Source organism: Lentilactobacillus kosonis, from assembly GCF_003864335.1.
Classification (GTDB): domain Bacteria; phylum Bacillota; class Bacilli; order Lactobacillales; family Lactobacillaceae; genus Lentilactobacillus; species Lentilactobacillus kosonis.
In genome coordinates this window covers 1-16,347 of sequence record NZ_BEXA01000002.1, presented here as the reverse complement: position 1 = coordinate 16,347, position 16,347 = coordinate 1, and the positions used below count along the sequence as shown (strand labels likewise).

13 protein-coding genes, 5 tRNA genes and 2 pseudogenes are annotated in these 16,347 nt (G+C 37.8%); 1 reads left to right on the top strand and 19 read right to left on the bottom strand.

The window, feature by feature from the left end; genetic code table 11:
- Positions 1-8 precede the first annotated feature (8 nt).
- The 6 genes and pseudogenes from NBRC111893_RS02950 to NBRC111893_RS02925 all read right to left on the bottom strand — a co-directional run bounded on the left by NBRC111893_RS02950 (position 9) and on the right by NBRC111893_RS02925 (position 8,378).
- On the bottom strand, positions 9-446 hold the full coding sequence (locus tag NBRC111893_RS02950; protein WP_125007935.1) for a SprT family protein: 438 nt from the start codon (positions 444-446) through the stop codon (positions 9-11).
- 2 nt (positions 447-448) lie between these two features.
- A complete protein-coding gene (locus NBRC111893_RS02945) occupies positions 449-2,626 on the bottom strand; it encodes a Tex family protein (protein WP_225417523.1) in 2,178 nt (725 codons plus the stop codon).
- 152 nt (positions 2,627-2,778) lie between these two features.
- On the bottom strand, positions 2,779-3,213 hold the full coding sequence (locus tag NBRC111893_RS02940) for a hypothetical protein (protein ID WP_125007934.1): 435 nt from the start codon (positions 3,211-3,213) through the stop codon (positions 2,779-2,781).
- Positions 3,214-3,230: 17 nt separating this feature from the next.
- Positions 3,231-5,893, bottom strand: a pseudogene (locus NBRC111893_RS02935) (calcium-translocating P-type ATPase, PMCA-type).
- A gap of 185 nt (positions 5,894-6,078) precedes the next feature.
- Positions 6,079-6,906 carry an NAD(+) synthase gene (gene nadE, locus NBRC111893_RS02930; RefSeq protein ID WP_125007933.1) on the bottom strand — a complete coding sequence of 276 codons (828 nt, stop codon included), beginning with the start codon at positions 6,904-6,906 and terminating at the stop codon, positions 6,079-6,081.
- Positions 6,903-8,378: a nicotinate phosphoribosyltransferase gene (locus NBRC111893_RS02925; RefSeq protein ID WP_125007932.1), complete on the bottom strand. Its 1,476-nt coding sequence runs from the start codon at positions 8,376-8,378 to the stop codon at positions 6,903-6,905. Before NBRC111893_RS02925 ends, nadE begins: the two co-directional genes overlap by 4 nt.
- Before the next feature lie 111 nt (positions 8,379-8,489).
- Here NBRC111893_RS02925 and NBRC111893_RS02920 point away from each other — a divergent pair, with 111 nt between their 5' ends.
- Positions 8,490-9,230: a WecB/TagA/CpsF family glycosyltransferase gene (locus tag NBRC111893_RS02920; RefSeq protein WP_125007931.1), complete on the top strand. Its 741-nt coding sequence runs from the start codon at positions 8,490-8,492 to the stop codon at positions 9,228-9,230.
- Between the two features lie 61 nt (positions 9,231-9,291).
- Here NBRC111893_RS02920 and NBRC111893_RS02915 read toward each other — a convergent pair whose 3' ends face one another.
- The 13 genes and pseudogenes from NBRC111893_RS02915 to NBRC111893_RS02860 all read right to left on the bottom strand — a co-directional run bounded on the left by NBRC111893_RS02915 (position 9,292) and on the right by NBRC111893_RS02860 (position 16,286).
- Complete coding sequence (locus tag NBRC111893_RS02915) at positions 9,292-9,996, bottom strand: GntR family transcriptional regulator (RefSeq protein ID WP_125007930.1); 705 nt, start codon at positions 9,994-9,996, stop codon at positions 9,292-9,294.
- A gap of 13 nt (positions 9,997-10,009) precedes the next feature.
- On the bottom strand, positions 10,010-10,282 hold the full coding sequence (locus NBRC111893_RS12060) for an amidohydrolase family protein (protein WP_369689694.1): 273 nt from the start codon (positions 10,280-10,282) through the stop codon (positions 10,010-10,012).
- Positions 10,269-11,147, bottom strand: a complete 879-nt coding sequence (locus NBRC111893_RS02910; protein WP_369689693.1) for an N-acetylglucosamine-6-phosphate deacetylase — start codon at positions 11,145-11,147, stop codon at positions 10,269-10,271. The genes NBRC111893_RS12060 and NBRC111893_RS02910 overlap by 14 nt, the downstream gene beginning before the upstream one ends.
- Entirely contained in the window at positions 11,147-11,944 is a 798-nt protein-coding gene (gene proC, locus NBRC111893_RS02905; protein WP_125007929.1) for a pyrroline-5-carboxylate reductase, read from the bottom strand. The genes NBRC111893_RS02910 and proC overlap by 1 nt, the downstream gene beginning before the upstream one ends.
- A 121-nt stretch (positions 11,945-12,065) precedes the next feature.
- Positions 12,066-12,137: transfer RNA gene (locus tag NBRC111893_RS02900), tRNA-Gln, on the bottom strand.
- A gap of 6 nt (positions 12,138-12,143) precedes the next feature.
- Positions 12,144-12,226, bottom strand: a tRNA-Tyr gene (locus NBRC111893_RS02895).
- A 138-nt stretch (positions 12,227-12,364) separates the two neighbouring features.
- Positions 12,365-12,436 (bottom strand) — tRNA-Gln (locus NBRC111893_RS02890).
- A 7-nt stretch (positions 12,437-12,443) separates the two neighbouring features.
- Positions 12,444-12,526: transfer RNA gene (locus tag NBRC111893_RS02885), tRNA-Tyr, on the bottom strand.
- Between the two features lie 75 nt (positions 12,527-12,601).
- Positions 12,602-13,423 carry a metallophosphoesterase gene (locus NBRC111893_RS02880; RefSeq protein WP_125007928.1) on the bottom strand — a complete coding sequence of 274 codons (822 nt, stop codon included), beginning with the start codon at positions 13,421-13,423 and terminating at the stop codon, positions 12,602-12,604.
- Between the two features lie 54 nt (positions 13,424-13,477).
- Positions 13,478-14,967 (bottom strand): annotated as a pseudogene (locus tag NBRC111893_RS02875) (peptide MFS transporter).
- A 228-nt stretch (positions 14,968-15,195) separates the two neighbouring features.
- Entirely contained in the window at positions 15,196-15,504 is a 309-nt protein-coding gene (locus NBRC111893_RS02870) for a PTS lactose/cellobiose transporter subunit IIA (protein ID WP_125007927.1), read from the bottom strand.
- A 3-nt stretch (positions 15,505-15,507) separates the two neighbouring features.
- Positions 15,508-15,828 carry a PTS sugar transporter subunit IIB gene (locus NBRC111893_RS02865; protein WP_125007926.1) on the bottom strand — a complete coding sequence of 107 codons (321 nt, stop codon included), beginning with the start codon at positions 15,826-15,828 and terminating at the stop codon, positions 15,508-15,510.
- Positions 15,829-16,213: 385 nt separating this feature from the next.
- A tRNA-Thr gene (locus NBRC111893_RS02860) sits at positions 16,214-16,286 on the bottom strand.
- Positions 16,287-16,347: the final 61 nt, after the last annotated feature.

The window sequence follows — 16,347 nt, the reverse complement described above, 5'->3', positions numbered from 1 at the left end:
TCACTTATTTATGCGATTAACTTTAATTTACCACGACATTTACCACATGCATACTTTCTAACATCAATTTTTCGCTTTCGATGATACTTAAGGCCACATTCAGTGCATTCATAAACATACTTATAATTTTTAGTAACTGCTGGCGCATATCTTGACCCTCCCACGGCTTTTAATAACTGCTTAAATTCGGGAGTATTATGTTTTCCTGAATAACCGGCTAAATGTAAGTGGTAATGGCAAAGTTCATGCTTAATAATTCCAATCAACACAGACCTGTCAAACTCCTCAGTCATTTTGCGATTAATTTCAATGTTATGATCGGCCAAACGATATCGACCACCAGTGGTTCTTAAGCGTGAATTAAATGTCGCTTGATGCTTAAACTGCTTACCAAAAGACTCTAATGACACATGTTCTACTAATCTTTGTAACTCTAAATCTGTCAATATTATTCCTTTTCTGCTGAATTAGGTTCAATCATTGATAATTGAATTCTTGATCGTTGTTCATCAATCGACTCCACGTATACATTAACTACGTCGCCAACTGCGACCACGGTACTAGGATCTTTTACGAAATGGTCACTAAGCTTAGAGATATGAACTAGGCCGTCTTGCTTAACGCCAATGTCAACAAAGGCTCCAAAATCAACGACGTTTCTAACTGTTCCTTGAAGTTTCATTCCTGGCTTCAAGTCGCTGATTTTTAAAACATCCTGTTTTAATAATGGGGTTGGCATATCATCGCGCAAATCACGTCCAGGAGATGTAATTCCTTTGATAATATCTTGCAAAGTAGCTTCACCAATTTCAAGCTGTTTAGCCAATTCACTAGTATCGACTTGCGACAATTTATCTTGGATGGCGGTTGATCCTAATTCAGCGTTATCGATATTGTATAACTTCAATAATTTATTTGCGGCAGCATAACTTTCAGGGTGAATATCCGTATTATCAAATGGATTTTTCCCATTTACAATTCGTAAAAATCCCACTGATTGTTCATAAGCTTTTGGCCCTAGCCTAGGAACTTTAGTTAACTGTTTTCGGCTAATAAAACTACCATTCTCGTTTCGATAGGTAACAATGTTACTAGCAATAGTCTTAGATAGCCCTGAAATATGAACTAGTAGCTCTGGACTTGCTGTATTCAAATTAATTCCAACACGGTTAACTGCAGTTTCAACAACTTGATCCAGTTTTTCAGTTAACTGTTTTTGAGAAACATCATGCTGGTACTGACCAACTCCGATAGCTTGTGGGTCAATTTTAACTAACTCAGCTAATGGATCTTGAATTCGTCGTCCAATACTAACTGCTGACCTTTGTTCAACGCTAAAATCAGGGAATTCACGTCTAGCAACGTCACTTGCTGAATATACTGATGCACCAGCTTCATTAACAATTACGTAAAAGATGGAATAATTTATTTCTTTGATTGCGTCTGCAACAAATTGCTCAGATTCTCTACTAGCGGTACCATTACCAATTGCAATCATTTCCACGTGGTATTGATTAATAAAGTCAATGAATTCGAACTTAGCAGCTTTCCGCTTTGCTTCAGATGCTGGTTTATGAGGATAAATAACCGTCTTCCCTAAGAACTTTCCATTTCCATCAACCACGGCTAATTTACATCCCGTTCGATACGCCGGATCAAATCCCATGACAATCCGGCCCTTCAATGGCGCTTGCATCAATAAGTTATATAAATTTTTGCCAAACACATCGATGGCATGCCGATCGGCCTTTTCAGTTAACTCCGCTCTAATTTCCCGTTCAATTGCTGGACCAATAAACCTTTTATAGGCGTCTTGTGCTGCAGCATCAATAATTTCTGCACTCATTCCGATTTGATTGCCAATTAGTTTAAATTGTAAATAATTAAAAATTTCTGATTCATTAACCGCAATTTTAACGGATAGAATACCTTCCCGTTCTCCTCGGTTAATCGCTAGCACTCGAAATTCTGGCACTGATTTAATCGGCTCTTCAAAATCAAAATACTGTTGGTACGTCTGTGCATCTTCAGTATCCTTAACTTTATTTTTAACCTTAGCAGTCAATATCCCTGACTTAACCGTTTGGGTTCTAATCCATGTTCTGAATTCAGGATGTTCACCAATTTGTTCGGCTAAAATTTCGTGAATTCCTGCTTTAACATCATCAGCGGTTGGTAATTCTTTATCCACGTCAATTGCTTCATTAATTTTAGTTTGAATATTCTGGTCGAATTTAAGTACTGCTTCAGCAAGCGGCATGAGTCCGCGTTCCTTTGCAACCGTTGCCTTAGTACGACGTTTTTGCTTAAATGGCAAATAAAGATCATCAACTTGTTGAACTGTCTCGGATTGGTTAATTTTTGCCTCTAATTTAGGAGTCAGCTGTTCTTGTTCCGAAATTTTCTTAATTACGTCACTTTTACGCTTATCGAGAGTTTCAATCTTCTTAGCCATATCTTGAATATCTCTGATTTGTACTTCATCTAAGTTATGTGTGCGTTCCTTACGATAACGCGCAATAAAGGGAACCGTGTCTCCTTCGGACAACATTGTTAAAGTTGCCTTAACTTGTGATTTAGATATTCCAGATAATTTAGCTACTAATTGCTCAGTTAATTTAGTCAAAAGTTTCACCTCAAAATTCTTTCACTAATAATTATATCATTCTGGTATCGACTACCGACCATTTGAGTGGTAAGAATTGATTCTAAAATCATAAAAACCAATAGTTTGCGAACTCGAAAGTTGCATCCTATTGGTTTTATTTACCAGCCGAGTTACATAATGCTTCCCATTACTCGATTGGCTGCTTTAGAAAACTTATCAATGAAGTTTTCTTGATCTTTTTCTGATTGGTTAAAGGCTACTTCGTTAATTTGCTGATTTGCTGGATCAATACTGTCAGTCATTTGTTGACAAGCATCTGCATAGCTTCGGTAAGCTGTGACCATCGTTTTGTGACGGCCCAACAACTTTACTGGTACCGGAGCATTTTCTAATTTATTAACACTATCTTGATACTTATCAGTTCCTGATTGGAAATGATCCTTGATTCTAGTTAATTCCTCTTCACCAATATTGGCAACAGCGTTATCATCAACTGCTTTTCTCAAAGTTTCGAAATCAGCGTTTAAATCTTCACCATTTTGACCGGTAAAATCAATTACATCTGAAATAACTTTTGCATATGTTTGAACATCTCTTTGTTTCAATCCAATTCCCACCTTAATTATTCTTCATTGAGTACATGTCTCTGAATCCATTTTACTACTTCTGTGATGATTACAATCAAAATTCCACCAAAAAGTACGACCATCCATTGAGATGATGCTAATGGAGTTACATGGAACATTTGGTTAAAGCCTGGAATAGCAATTGTGGCCACCAGTAAAATGGTTGAAGCTAACATTGCCCAGTTAAAGAATTTATTTTTGAAAATACCAACCTTAAAGATTGATTGATGAATCGTTTTTGAGTTAAATGCATGGAATAACTGAATTAATCCTAACGTAGCATATGCCATCGTCAAAGCATCAGCATGGATTAATGCATCAGTACTATGGACTGGGTTAGTAATTGCGAATGCATATACCCCTAAAGTAATTAATCCTTCAAATAATCCTTGATACAAAATATTGGTCATAATCCCACCTGAGAAGAAATTAGAAGTTCGTCCCCGTGGTTTACGTTTCATAATCCCAGGTTCAGCGGGTTCGACCCCCAATGCAATGGCTGGAAAAGTATCGGTAACTAAGTTAATCCACAGGATTTGAACTGGTGCTAAAATTTGCCATCCCATCAAAGTCATTATAAATAAGGTTAATACTTCTCCTAAGTTGGCAGATAACAGGTATTGAAGCGCTTTTTGAATATTCGCAAAAACTTTTCGACCAGCCTTAATTGCGGTAACGATAGTGGCAAAGTTATCATCTGCTAACACCATGTCAGAAGCCTCTTTAGAAACTTCAGTTCCAGTAATCCCCATTCCGACTCCGATATCAGCGGTCTTTAGTGCCGGAGCATCATTAACCCCATCACCAGTCATCGCCACTACTTTGCCCTTTTTCTGCCAAGCCTTAACAATTCTAACTTTATGTTCCGGTGCAACTCGCGCATAGACCGAAACATCTTCTACCCGCTGATCAAATTCATCATCAGACAACTCTTCCAGTTCAGCACCACTCATCACAGCCCGACTATCGTTAAGATCATCAATGATTCCTAACCGACTGGAAATCGCCTTAGCAGTGTCTTGGTGGTCACCGGTAATCATAATCGATTTGATTCCTGCGTCCTTGGCTTCAGCAACCGCCTGATATACTTCAGGGCGTTCTGGATCAATCATCCCAATCAATCCAACAAAATCATTTCATTTTCTTGAGCCTCTGATGTTAATTCAGTTGGGACATCTGCAACTGGCTTATATGCAAAAGCCAACACTCTTAATGCAGAAGTGGCTAAACTATGATTCGTATCTTGAATCTTCTTAATGTCATTATCCGTTATATTTCTAACCTGCCCATTATCAACAATCTTGGTCACCCGTTTCAACAGTTGATCAGGGGCTCCCTTCATGTTCATTTGAATTGAACCATCAGGATATTTATTAAATGTAGACATCAGCTTACGTTCGGAATCAAATGGAATTTCAGCTAATCGTTCATGTTCAGCAATAAATTCATTAACTGGTAGCTCACTGTTTAAGTAATACTGAACCAGCGCTGTTTCAGTCGGATCACCAACTAATCCATCGGGTTGGAATTTTGTATCGTTGTTTAAAATCATAATTTGAGCTAATTGATTATTCAAATCAATTGAAATTTGATCAGAATCTGTTAATTGACCATCCAAGAATACCTTTTCCACGGTCATTTTGTTTTGGGTTAACGTCCCCGTTTTATCTGAACAGATAATATCTGTGCTTCCCAAAGTTTCAACTGCAGGTAACTTACGAATTAATGCATTGTGTCGGGCCATCTGCTGAGTTCCCAATGCCAAGGTCACGGTAACGATTGCTGGTAATCCTTCTGGAATTGCTGCCACCGCTAATGAAATGGCCGTTAGTAACATGTTTAATACTGTTTCTGACCCCCTTAGTAAACCGACTACAAAAGTAATCACAGCAATAATTAGAATTAGCCACGTTAGCATTTTTCCTAATTGAGTTAAATTTTCTTGAAGCGGAGTTGTTTGCTCATCAGCTGTATTCAGCATATGAGCAATCTTACCAACCTCAGTATTCATCCCGGTATAAACAACCACACCAAGACCTCGACCTGTTGTGACATTACTATTCATAAAGGCAAGGTTATTTCGATCACCTAAGGGTAAATCAGAATCTTCAATTGTGGCAACTGCTTTATCAACCGGAACTGACTCACCAGTTAAAGCAGCTTCTTCAATTTTCAAGGAATTAGCTTCAATTAACCTTAAATCAGCTGGCACAACATCCCCAGCTTCTAGTAAGACAATGTCTCCCGGAACGATGTCTTCGCTCTTAACCGATTGAGTCTGACCATCTCGTAAAACTGTCGCCATTGGCGCAGACATTTCTTTTAAAGAGTCAATGGCATTTTCAGCTTTTGATTCCTGAAACACTCCGAATATCGCGTTTAAAATGACCACCGCAATGATAATAATCGCATCAATGTGTTCACCTGCAATTCCGGCAATAATTGCCGCAATGATTAAGATAATAATCATCAAATCTTTAAATTGAGCCAAGAATTTCTGCAAAATGGTGGTCCGCTTTTGAGCCACCAATTGATTAGGACCAAATTCTGCCCGACGATCAGATACCTGTTTTGTACTTAGACCGTCCTTGGTCGCACTTACCTTGGATAAAACATCATCTACCGATAGTTGGTAAATCGTCTTCTTTGTCTCCGCCATTCCTTTTCCTCCTTATAAAGAAAAAGAGACTTATAAAACCCGAAAATCGGATTTCATAAGTCTCACCATTTAAGCTATCCCGGAAACCCAATGGATTTCATGTTGACGAGATAGTCACGATTAGATCGCTGGTTACTCCCTCTTTTCACTTATTATAACCATAAGTGCATCACTTTGTCACTATTCTACTTCCAAAAATTATCATAAACATTAATTGGCGTGTGTCGTTTATGGGCTGTCTTATTATACCAACCTTCAATTACCTCGGCAGCAGCATCAGCAATTTCGTGACCTTCTAAATAATCATCGATATCTTTGTAAGATACTCCAAGTGCAACCTCATCTGGTAATGCGGGCCGATCATCTTCCAAATCAGCAGTGGGTGTTTTTTCATACAATTTAACTGGTGCATCCAGAGCTTCTAATAAGCTCCGACCTTGCCGCTTATCTAATCTCCATAATGGAGTGATATCTGCTGCACCATCACCAAATTTTGTATAGAATCCGGTAACCGCCTCAGCAGCATGGTCCGTCCCAACGACTGCAGCACTCTTAGCAGAGCCAATTGCGTATTGGGCAATCATTCTTTGGCGAGCCTTAATATTTCCCTTGTTAAAATCAGAGATTTTAAGTTCGTTGCTCTCAACTGACCTTACAGCCTCATCAACGGCTGGCTTAATGTCAACTCGAGCAACGCTGTCTGCTTTCATAAAATCGATGGCTGCTAGCGCATCAGACTCGTCCGCCTGAACACCATACGGAAGTCTAACTGCAGTAAATTGATAACTATTATCACCAGTTTCTGTGCGCAATTCCTGAATTGCCATCTGCGATAGCTTACCAGCTAAAGTAGAATCTTGGCCGCCAGAAATCCCTAAAACTAGTCCCTTCAAGAAAGAATATTTTTTTAAATAATCTTTCAGAAAGTCAATACTTCTTCTGATTTCTTCTTGTGGGTTGATTTCGGGTTTAACCTTCAAGTCAGCTATGATTTGTGCTTGTTTTTCTCTCATTTGTCATTCTCCGAACCATACTTAATTTTTTGAACATAATTGTGAACTTGTTCAATAATCTTGTTTTTGTTGTCCCAACATTTTTGTGATAAATCAACAGGATAATCTTCAGGATTTAACTCTCGTTTATATTCTGGCCATAAGGATGCGAGTTCATTCTTAGCATATTCTTGAATAACCTGTAAATTAGGCTGATCATAGACCAGCTTCCCATCAACAAATATATCTTTTAATAAAGGACGCGCATCAAAGTTGGCCACAGTTTTATTAATATAAGTGTATTGAGGATGGAACATATAAATCGATTCTTCACTACGTGGATCTTCGTCAGCCAAGGCGATGTAATCACCTTCTGATTTGCCATCCTCTTTATCAGTAATCCGCCACACTTGTTTTTTACCTGGTGTCGATACCTTTTCAGCGTTACTGGAAATTTTAATTGTGTCGACCATCTTACCATGCTCATCTTCACAACTAACCATTTTGTAAACTGCTCCCAATGCTGGTTGGTCAAATGCAGTAATTACTTTGGTACCCACTCCCCAAACATCAATTCGTGCATGTTGCATCTTTAAACTAGCGATAGTATTTTCATCCAAGTCATTTGAGGCATAAATTTTAGCATCTGGATAGCCAGCTTGGTCAAGTAATTCCCGAACTCGTTTTGAAATGTACGCCATATCACCGGAATCAATTCGAACCCCTAAGAAATTAATTTTATCTCCCATTTCATCCGCAACCTTGATTGCAGATGGAACTCCACTCTTAAGGGTATCGTAAGTATCAACTAAGAAGGCACAATCATGATGCGTTGCTGCATAAGCCTTGAAAGCATCATAGTCATTCCCGAAAGCTTCAACCATTGAATGGGCATGAGTTCCACTAAGTGGAATGCCAAACTTCTTACCAGCTAAGACATTGGAAGTTGAATCAAAGCCACCGATAATGGCTGCTCGCGTTCCCCAGATTGCTGCTGAGACTTCTTGGGCCCGACGACTACCAAATTCCATCAATGGATCATCCCCAACTGCCACTCTGATTCGAGAAGCCTTAGTGGCAATCAAGGTTTGATAATTAATTATGTTTAAAAGAGCAGTTTCAATTAGCTGACATTCAGCTAATGAACCCTCAACTTGTAAAATTGGCTCATTATTAAATACAAGATCACCTTCAAGAGCAGACTTGATACTCCCCTTGAATTTAAAGTTTCTCAAATATTCTAAAAAGTTTTCTGGATAATCTGTGACTTCCCGTAAGTAATCGATATCCTCATCAGTAAATTGAATGTCCTTAACATAGTCAATAATATGTTCAAGCCCCGCAAATACTGCATAACCATTTCCAAACGGTAAGTTTCTAAAAAACACTTCAAATACTGCATGCCGATTTTCCATATTTTTTTCAAAATATGTCGCCATCATATTGATTTCATAAAAATCCGTATGTAGAGTTAAATTAGTTTCATCTGCCATGGTAATGAATGTATCCTCCTGGGATAATTGATATAATAATGTTAATTTTATCATTTATTTTTACTAAAGCGACAATTAAACTGAATTATTTTGTAGTGAAAGGATTATTTTATGAATCAGTCTACTAACATCATTAATATTTTAGGGGTCGATTTCGACAACACCACGCTGGATAATTTTCTAGACATAGTTACCAAAAGGATAACCGAACACCGCAGAACATTTGTCGTGACGGCTAATCCTGAAATCGTGATGTATGCTAACTCACATTCCAGCTTCAACACTTTAATTAAAGCGGCCGACTTCATCATTCCTGATGGAATTGGCATTATTATTGGTTCAAGGATCATCGCAAATCCCCTTAAAGAGCGAGTAACGGGTTATGATGTGTTCATCAGACTTCTTAAATGGGGATCTACAAATGGTAAAAGCGCCTTTTTTGTCGGTGCCAAACCAAATGTAATTAAAGATTTACAAAAAGTCGTTTCTAAGCAATATCCTGGTTTAACAATCAGTGGAACTCAAGATGGCTACTATAAAGACGAGTCCAGTGTTAGTGAAGCAATTCGAGTAGCATCTCCAGATATGGTGTTTGTAGCAACCGGTTCACCTAAACAAGAAGAATTCATCAATCGTAATCTAAATAAGTCTGAGGCCCTCTTTATGGGCGTTGGTGGCTCATTTGACGTCTTAACCGGAAATGTAAAACGCGCCCCCAAAAAATGGCAGGATCTCCATGTAGAGTGGTTGTACCGGACGCTAAAAGAGCCAAGCCGCTTTAAACGATTAATGATTCTACCAAAATATTTAATCAGAGTTTTTGAACAACGCCAACAAACTAAACGACACTAAAAAAGCGAGAAATTGGTCATTCAACCATTTTCTCGCTTTTTTTATTTTTTTGAAGCCTAAATTATTCTTTTTCTAAGTAAAATTCAAATCGTTCGCCGACATATTGAGTCCGAACATATTCAAACGGTTGACCATTTTGAAGATTAGTAGTTTGTCTTAATCGTAAAATTGGATCGCCACGTTTAATATCTAAGAACTCCGCAATTCGTTCAGAAGCTAGCATTGCTGAAACAGTCTGCTTGGCTTTTCCTATACTCAAACCTTTTTTCTGTTCAAGAGATCGATATAGTGAACTAGTAATCTCAGACTTGTCTAATCCCTCAATGATGCTTTCAGGAACTGTAGCAACTTCAAAACAAATTGGAATATCATCACCGTATCTAATTCGTTCCATTCGGAGGACTAAATCGGTCTCTTTGATCCCTAGTTTTTCCATTTCAGATAATGATGGCTCCATCGTGTGATAAGAAATCGTCTTACTTGATGGTTTCTTTCCCTGGGCAATCATTAGATCAGTAAACCCAGTTACCCCAGCCATTTTTTCCTGAACTTTTTGGCTAGCAACAAATGTCCCAGAACCTACTCGACGTTCAAGAATTCCTTCGTCAACCAATGTTTGAATGGCCTGTCTAAGTGTCATTCTACTTACGCCAAAATCAGTTGAGAGCTCCCGCTCAGATGGAATTCGATCACCTATATTCCATCTACCAGCTTCAATGTTTCTTTTAATTTCGTTATGAATTTTAATATAAATTGGTAAGCCCATGCTACCAACTCCTTTAACGTCTATTTAATGGTTCCCCTTGATAATAAGTTTGACAAAGGTCTAGGTCATTGTCAAATACATTTACATTTGCATATGAATCTGGCAAAAAGTTACCTTGATCTTTTAATCCAAGTTCTTTTGCTTGGTTGCTTGAACTCATTTTAACCGCGTCCAATAAAGAACAGTTAGTAAATTTAATAATATTTTTAAACGCATCCTTAAATTTCAAAACCGAGCCCGCTAAGTGCCCATTATCTAATCGAGCAGCTCCATCAGCTACTGTCACTTTTTGACCGCCCAATTGATAAGTACCATCTGGCATGCCCCCGAGCTTCCATTGAATCAGTGACCAATTCAAGACGGTCAGAACCAATGATTTCATAAGCAATTTTTACTGCTTCAGGTGATACGTGAACCCCATCCACAATTAGTTCCGTCATTAACGATGTGTTCAAAAACGCTTCGCCTACTAAACCAACGTTTCGATGATGTAATGGGGACTGAGCATTATATAGGTGCGTAATTCGATCAGCAGTGGCCTCGGTAGCCTGCTCATATGTTGCCTGAGAATGCCCCATTGATTTTAAAATATTATGTTCATCACAATACTGCTCTAATTCTCGCGCATGCAATAGTTCAGGAGCATAAGTAATTGCTTTGATTCGATCGCCTGTAATTGCCTGCCAACTTCGCATTAGGTTTAAATCGAAGTCTTTCACCTCATCAACGGGTTGAGCGCCATGAAATACTTTAGATACAAATGGCCCCTCTAAGTGTATACCTAATATATTAGTCGATCGTTCAGATGCGCTAACAATTGATTCTAACGCTTTAGAAATTGCTTGGCTACTCTGAGTCATCGTTGTAATCAAAACGCCGGAAACACCCTCACGTGCTAATTTAGCCGACAGCTCAATTAACTCATCCGCATTTCCATTCATGGAATCAATTCCATAACCAGCATGACAGTGCATATCAATAAATCCTGGAACTACAATTTTACTTGGGTAATCAATAATTTGATCATCATCTTGGGCAATAAACTGACTCATTTTGCCAGCAGCAATTATCCGGTCATCAAACCGCAAATAGCCTAACTTAATATCAGACCGCCCATCAATTATTCGCGCATTAGTAATTACCTTAGCCATTAATTATTACCTGTCGATTTTTCGATAGTTGCATCGATGCCCTTCACAACTGCATTTAATAATCCGGCTTGTTCCATTGCGAGGATGCCGGCGATAGTATCTCCACCAGGTGAGCAAACTTTATCGATCACTTCGGCTGGGGTCTCGCCAGATTGAATCAACGATTGGGCCGATCCCAACGTAGTTTGTGCAGCAATCTTAGTTGCAGTTGCTTTATCAAAGCCATATTTAACACCTGCTCGGCTTAATGCATCGATAAAGAAATCGATATATGCAACTGCACTCCCAGAAATGGCACTAAAGTTAGCAAATTGAGTCTCTGGGAGTTCAATCACTTCCCCGATGGCTGACATTAGCTTTAATAATTCGGTTAGATTCTCATCTTCAAGGTATTTATTAGCAGCCACAGCTGTCATTCCAGCATTATAAGCAGAATTAACATTTGGTAATATTCTCAATATTGGTTGTGTATCACTTGTAAGTTCTTGTAATCTGTCAATTGTAATTCCAGATGCCATCGAAATAATTGGTTGCGTATTTTTCAAACTAGTTGCAATTTCATTCAGAACTGGCTGAACAACTGCAGGGACAACTGCAATCACCAAGATATCACTTTTTGAAGTCAGTTCAGAATTAGTTTCACAAGCAACTAGACCATTTTTCTTTGCATATGGTTCATAGCGATTCTTATGATTTCCATGAATTAGAATATCTTCAGCCACCACAACTTTTGACTTTAATAAACCGTCGATAATTGCCTGGGCCATCGCTCCTGCACCGATAAAACCAATTTTCATAATTTAGTTCCTCCTGGAGTATATTCGTCTATACCAATCTTTATATTTTTTACTTTAGCTGAATTCATGGTCATTTGCAATAAAAAAACGTCAATCCTCAATGAGGATTGACGTTAGATAGTTGGGCTAGCTGGGTTCGAACCAGCGCATCACGGGATCAAAACCCGTTGCCTTACCACTTGGCTATAGCCCAATAAAATGGAGGGGAGTGGATTCGAACCACCGAACCCGAAGGAGCGGATTTACAGTCCGCCGCGTTTAGCCAGACTTCGCTACCCCTCCAAAATGATTTGTTAACAAACCAACGAATATAATAATACAAAATTTTAGCTCCACCGTCAACCCTAAAATCAACGGGTTAACAAGCTGATCAAAGCCAAAATAAAAACGCTGACTCTCGACGAGGATCGACGTTATTAATTGGGCTAGCTGGGTTCGAACCAGCGCATCACGGGATCAAAACCCGTTGCCTTACCACTTGGCTATAGCCCAATAAAAATGGAGGGGAGTGGATTCGAACCACCGAACCCGAAGGAGCGGATTTACAGTCCGCCGCGTTTAGCCAGACTTCGCTACCCCTCCGAAACCTTGCTATGTACTACCAAAGCAACGAATATAATAATATCTAATTCTGACGATTTCGTCAACCCTTCTAAGCTAAAAAATTTCAATTTTTTTCAATTGGCTTGCCCACTCTGTTAAAAAATCATTTGATTTCCATTCATTATGACGTTTACGGTGATAACCAACCGCTCCATTGTAATAAGTTGTCTCTTCATATATCACTGGTTGAAGTCGATTATGAATGTGACCAAATACCACGACCGGTACTTGATATTGATCAATCAACTTGCCTACTTTGACACTCCCTAACATCGCATTTGCCATGTTCCAAAACCGAAAATCATCCGAGTAATGAATAAACTTAACGTTGGGAACAAAATGAGTCATTAAGACAACTTTTTTATTTGCGATCCTTGCTGATTCCAGTTGCAATTTTAACTGGTTCAACGCAATTTCCTCACGTTGCTCATCGGTCATCGGTTGACTAATTAGCCGATCAATCCAATATGTATTTTTCCACGTTAAAAATTGCTGACTTGTTTTGGGCTCATTTACGGCAAACGAATAATCATACCAGCCATTAATTCCAATAATTCTCACATTTGAATTAGGGACATCAATATAACGGTTATTTAAGTACCCTGCCCAATTTCCATGCTCTAATTCTTCATATGAAACGTTTTTAACCATATCATGGTTACCTGCGATAAATAAGACCTTAATTTCTGGCATTGCTTCCTGCAGCTGTTTTACGTATTTAACACTTAGTTGAAAGTCATTAAATAAATCGCCAGCAATCAAATAGTATTCAATACCAAGTTTGGATAGAAATTGATGTTGTGGCTCGATGATGTCTTCAACATCAATATTATTTAAATCAAAGTGATTATCACTTGTAGCAGCAATTTTTACCATTATTATCTCCAAATAAAAAGTATTATCCTAGTTAGGATAACACTTTTAGAAGTTTTAATTAACGCCTTCCATTAATCGCTTAATTGGTTTAAGCAAGAAGAACAAAACAATCCCCGCAACAATTGCAGTAATTCCAATAATTGTAAAATATCTAATTTCATTTTCCGGGGTATATAATCTAACAATTTGTGAGTTAACGGCCTGCCCTGCAGAATCAGCTAAGAACCACATACTCATCATTTGTGATTCAAATGACTTAGGGGCAAGTTTAGTCGTCACAGACAAACCAATTGGTGAAATTAACATTTCAGCAATTTCAATTATCATCCAACTACCAAGTAACCATAAAGGACTTACCTTAGTAGATGTTCCAAATAATGCTACTGGGATAACCATAAATAAGTATGAAATACCAGCAAATAACATTCCAAGTGAAAACTTACCTGGTGAACTAGGTTGCTTTTTACCCAGTTTAGTCCATAGCCATGCGAATAATGGTGTATATAGCATAATGAACAACGGATTTAATGATTGATACCAGGCAGCCGGAATGTTAAAAAATCCCAAATTATTGTTGGTCTGGTTTTGTGCGAATAGAGCCAATACTACAGATCCTTGTTCTTCAATTGCCCAAAAATCGCAGCAGCAAGGAATAATGGAATGTAAGCAATTACTCGTGAACGTTCAGTGCTTGAAACCTTTTTACTAGAAATCATCATAATAAAGTAAACAATTGGTGTGATGATTGCAATGATACTTAAGAGCGTAATGAAGTTATCAACATTAAGAGCGCCCATAAATCCTAACAATAATAAAATTAAAGCAAATACAACGGCTCCAATTCCCACTCGAATTCCTAGTCTTTTAGCATCTTCAGGTTCTAAAGGATCACTAGGATAAAGACTTGCACTTGGTAAGTGCTTCTTACCACCCAAGTAATATTGAACTAATCCAAAGAACATTCCGATAGCTGCTAAAGAAAATCCAAGATGGAAATTAACGTTCATCCCGATTTGACCGACTAGGATGGGGGCAACGAACGAGCCAAGGTTAATTCCGAAAACAAAGATTGTAAAACCTGAATCACGACGTAAATCAGATTCGGTATATAGTCCACCAACCATTTCAGAAACGTTCGGTTTCAACATACCCGTACCAATCGTAATCAATATAATTGAAATAAATAACGCAACTGCACCCATGGGCAATGATAATGCAATATGCCCAAGCATAATTAGAACACCACCATAGAATACTGTCTTACGACTACCCCAAATCCGGTCACTAACAAAACCACCAATAACTGATGTTAAATATACTAGTGACCCATAAATGGCCATAATTGAAGCTGCCGTGGACTGTGGAAAACCTAGTCCGCCTTTACTTACACTAAAGTAAATATAGTAAAGTAAGATTGCACGCATTCCATAGTAAGAGAATCGTTCCCACATTTCCGTGAAGAATAAGGTGGACAAACCTCTAGGTTGACCAAAGAAGGACGCATCTGCCTGTCGTTCTTGATCGGTTTGATCTTGTTGTTGCATGTGTGATACCCTCCAAAAATTAATCTAACATTATAAGTTAGATATGTAATTAATAATTTATTTACAACTTTTAATATAATTAAGAAGTAAATCATTTGATAATTATATTCCTGTTACTGAGTAAATTCAATAAGATTGTGGGCATTGCTTAATCATTTTCCAATGATTATTTAATGAACTCCTATGTAACTATAATAAAAGATTCACGATTAAAAGAATTGTCATCTTCTAATCGTGAATTTCGATTTTAGCTAATTTTTTTGTTATAAATTCAATGGTCTCGACATTCATAAGTGTGTCCTGTGCATGCGTTAATAACATTGAATAATTTACATTAGGTTCATTTTTAATTACCGTATTCTGAAGTTTATGTGCCTCAATAATTAACTCATGAGCCCTTTGAATATGGATTATTACCTGTTCCCCGTCGATAACATCACCTGACAACTCATCTAAAGCTTGATTAAGTTCTCTCTTAGCATTCCCGGACTTAGTCAACATCATCATTGAGACTTGAGTTATTTGTTCTTCGTCCATTAGTTATACAGCTTGGGCTTCAGTTACCAAATTATGCTTAATAAACTTAACCAAGTGTTCGCCATTGGCCCAGCCGTAAACGTCATCAGGAATGACCTTCACTGGAGCTCGATTACCAATGACTTCTAGTTCTTCTTCTCTGTAAGTAACTTGTGGTGCGATCAGTACCAAATCAATATCACTATTTAATAATTCATCCGCAGAAGTTATATCAGCTGAAATTAAGTTAAATTGTGCGTTTGTAAATTCCATAAATCGCTTGGCAGATCTTTCTAAGAAGTTGCTTGAAATCCCATTTTCACATAATAACATTACATTTTTCATAATTTAAATCCCCTTATCATTATTCATTACCCTTATCAACTATATAGGTTACCACAATATTAAGTATACCGCAATGCAATAAAATCTATTTAGCGTTAATTTGTAGGCTTTTGTTGGCAAGTACCAATATTTAAAAAAGATATATACCAATTTAAGAATATTAAGTGTAAATATTAATTACTTTCATTTTTATTGAAATGGAGGCTGATCTGCATATTTACACATTGAAATAAACACTATCTAGCAAGGATTTCATTCCTGAGTCACTTAAAGTAACTTTTTACTTAGGAGCTAAGGTCAATAATTAAAGTAACTTTTTATAATAAAAAGAAGCACTATCGATATTAATCGATAGTGCTTCTAAACGCGTCATATAGTAATTTACTGCCGGCTGCAGGACTTGAACCTGTGACCCTCGGTTTACGATACCGATGCTCTACCAACTGAGCTAAGCCGGCATGTAATTCAACAAAATGTTGATTATACATAAAAATGCTAACTTTCGTTAGCACTAATTGA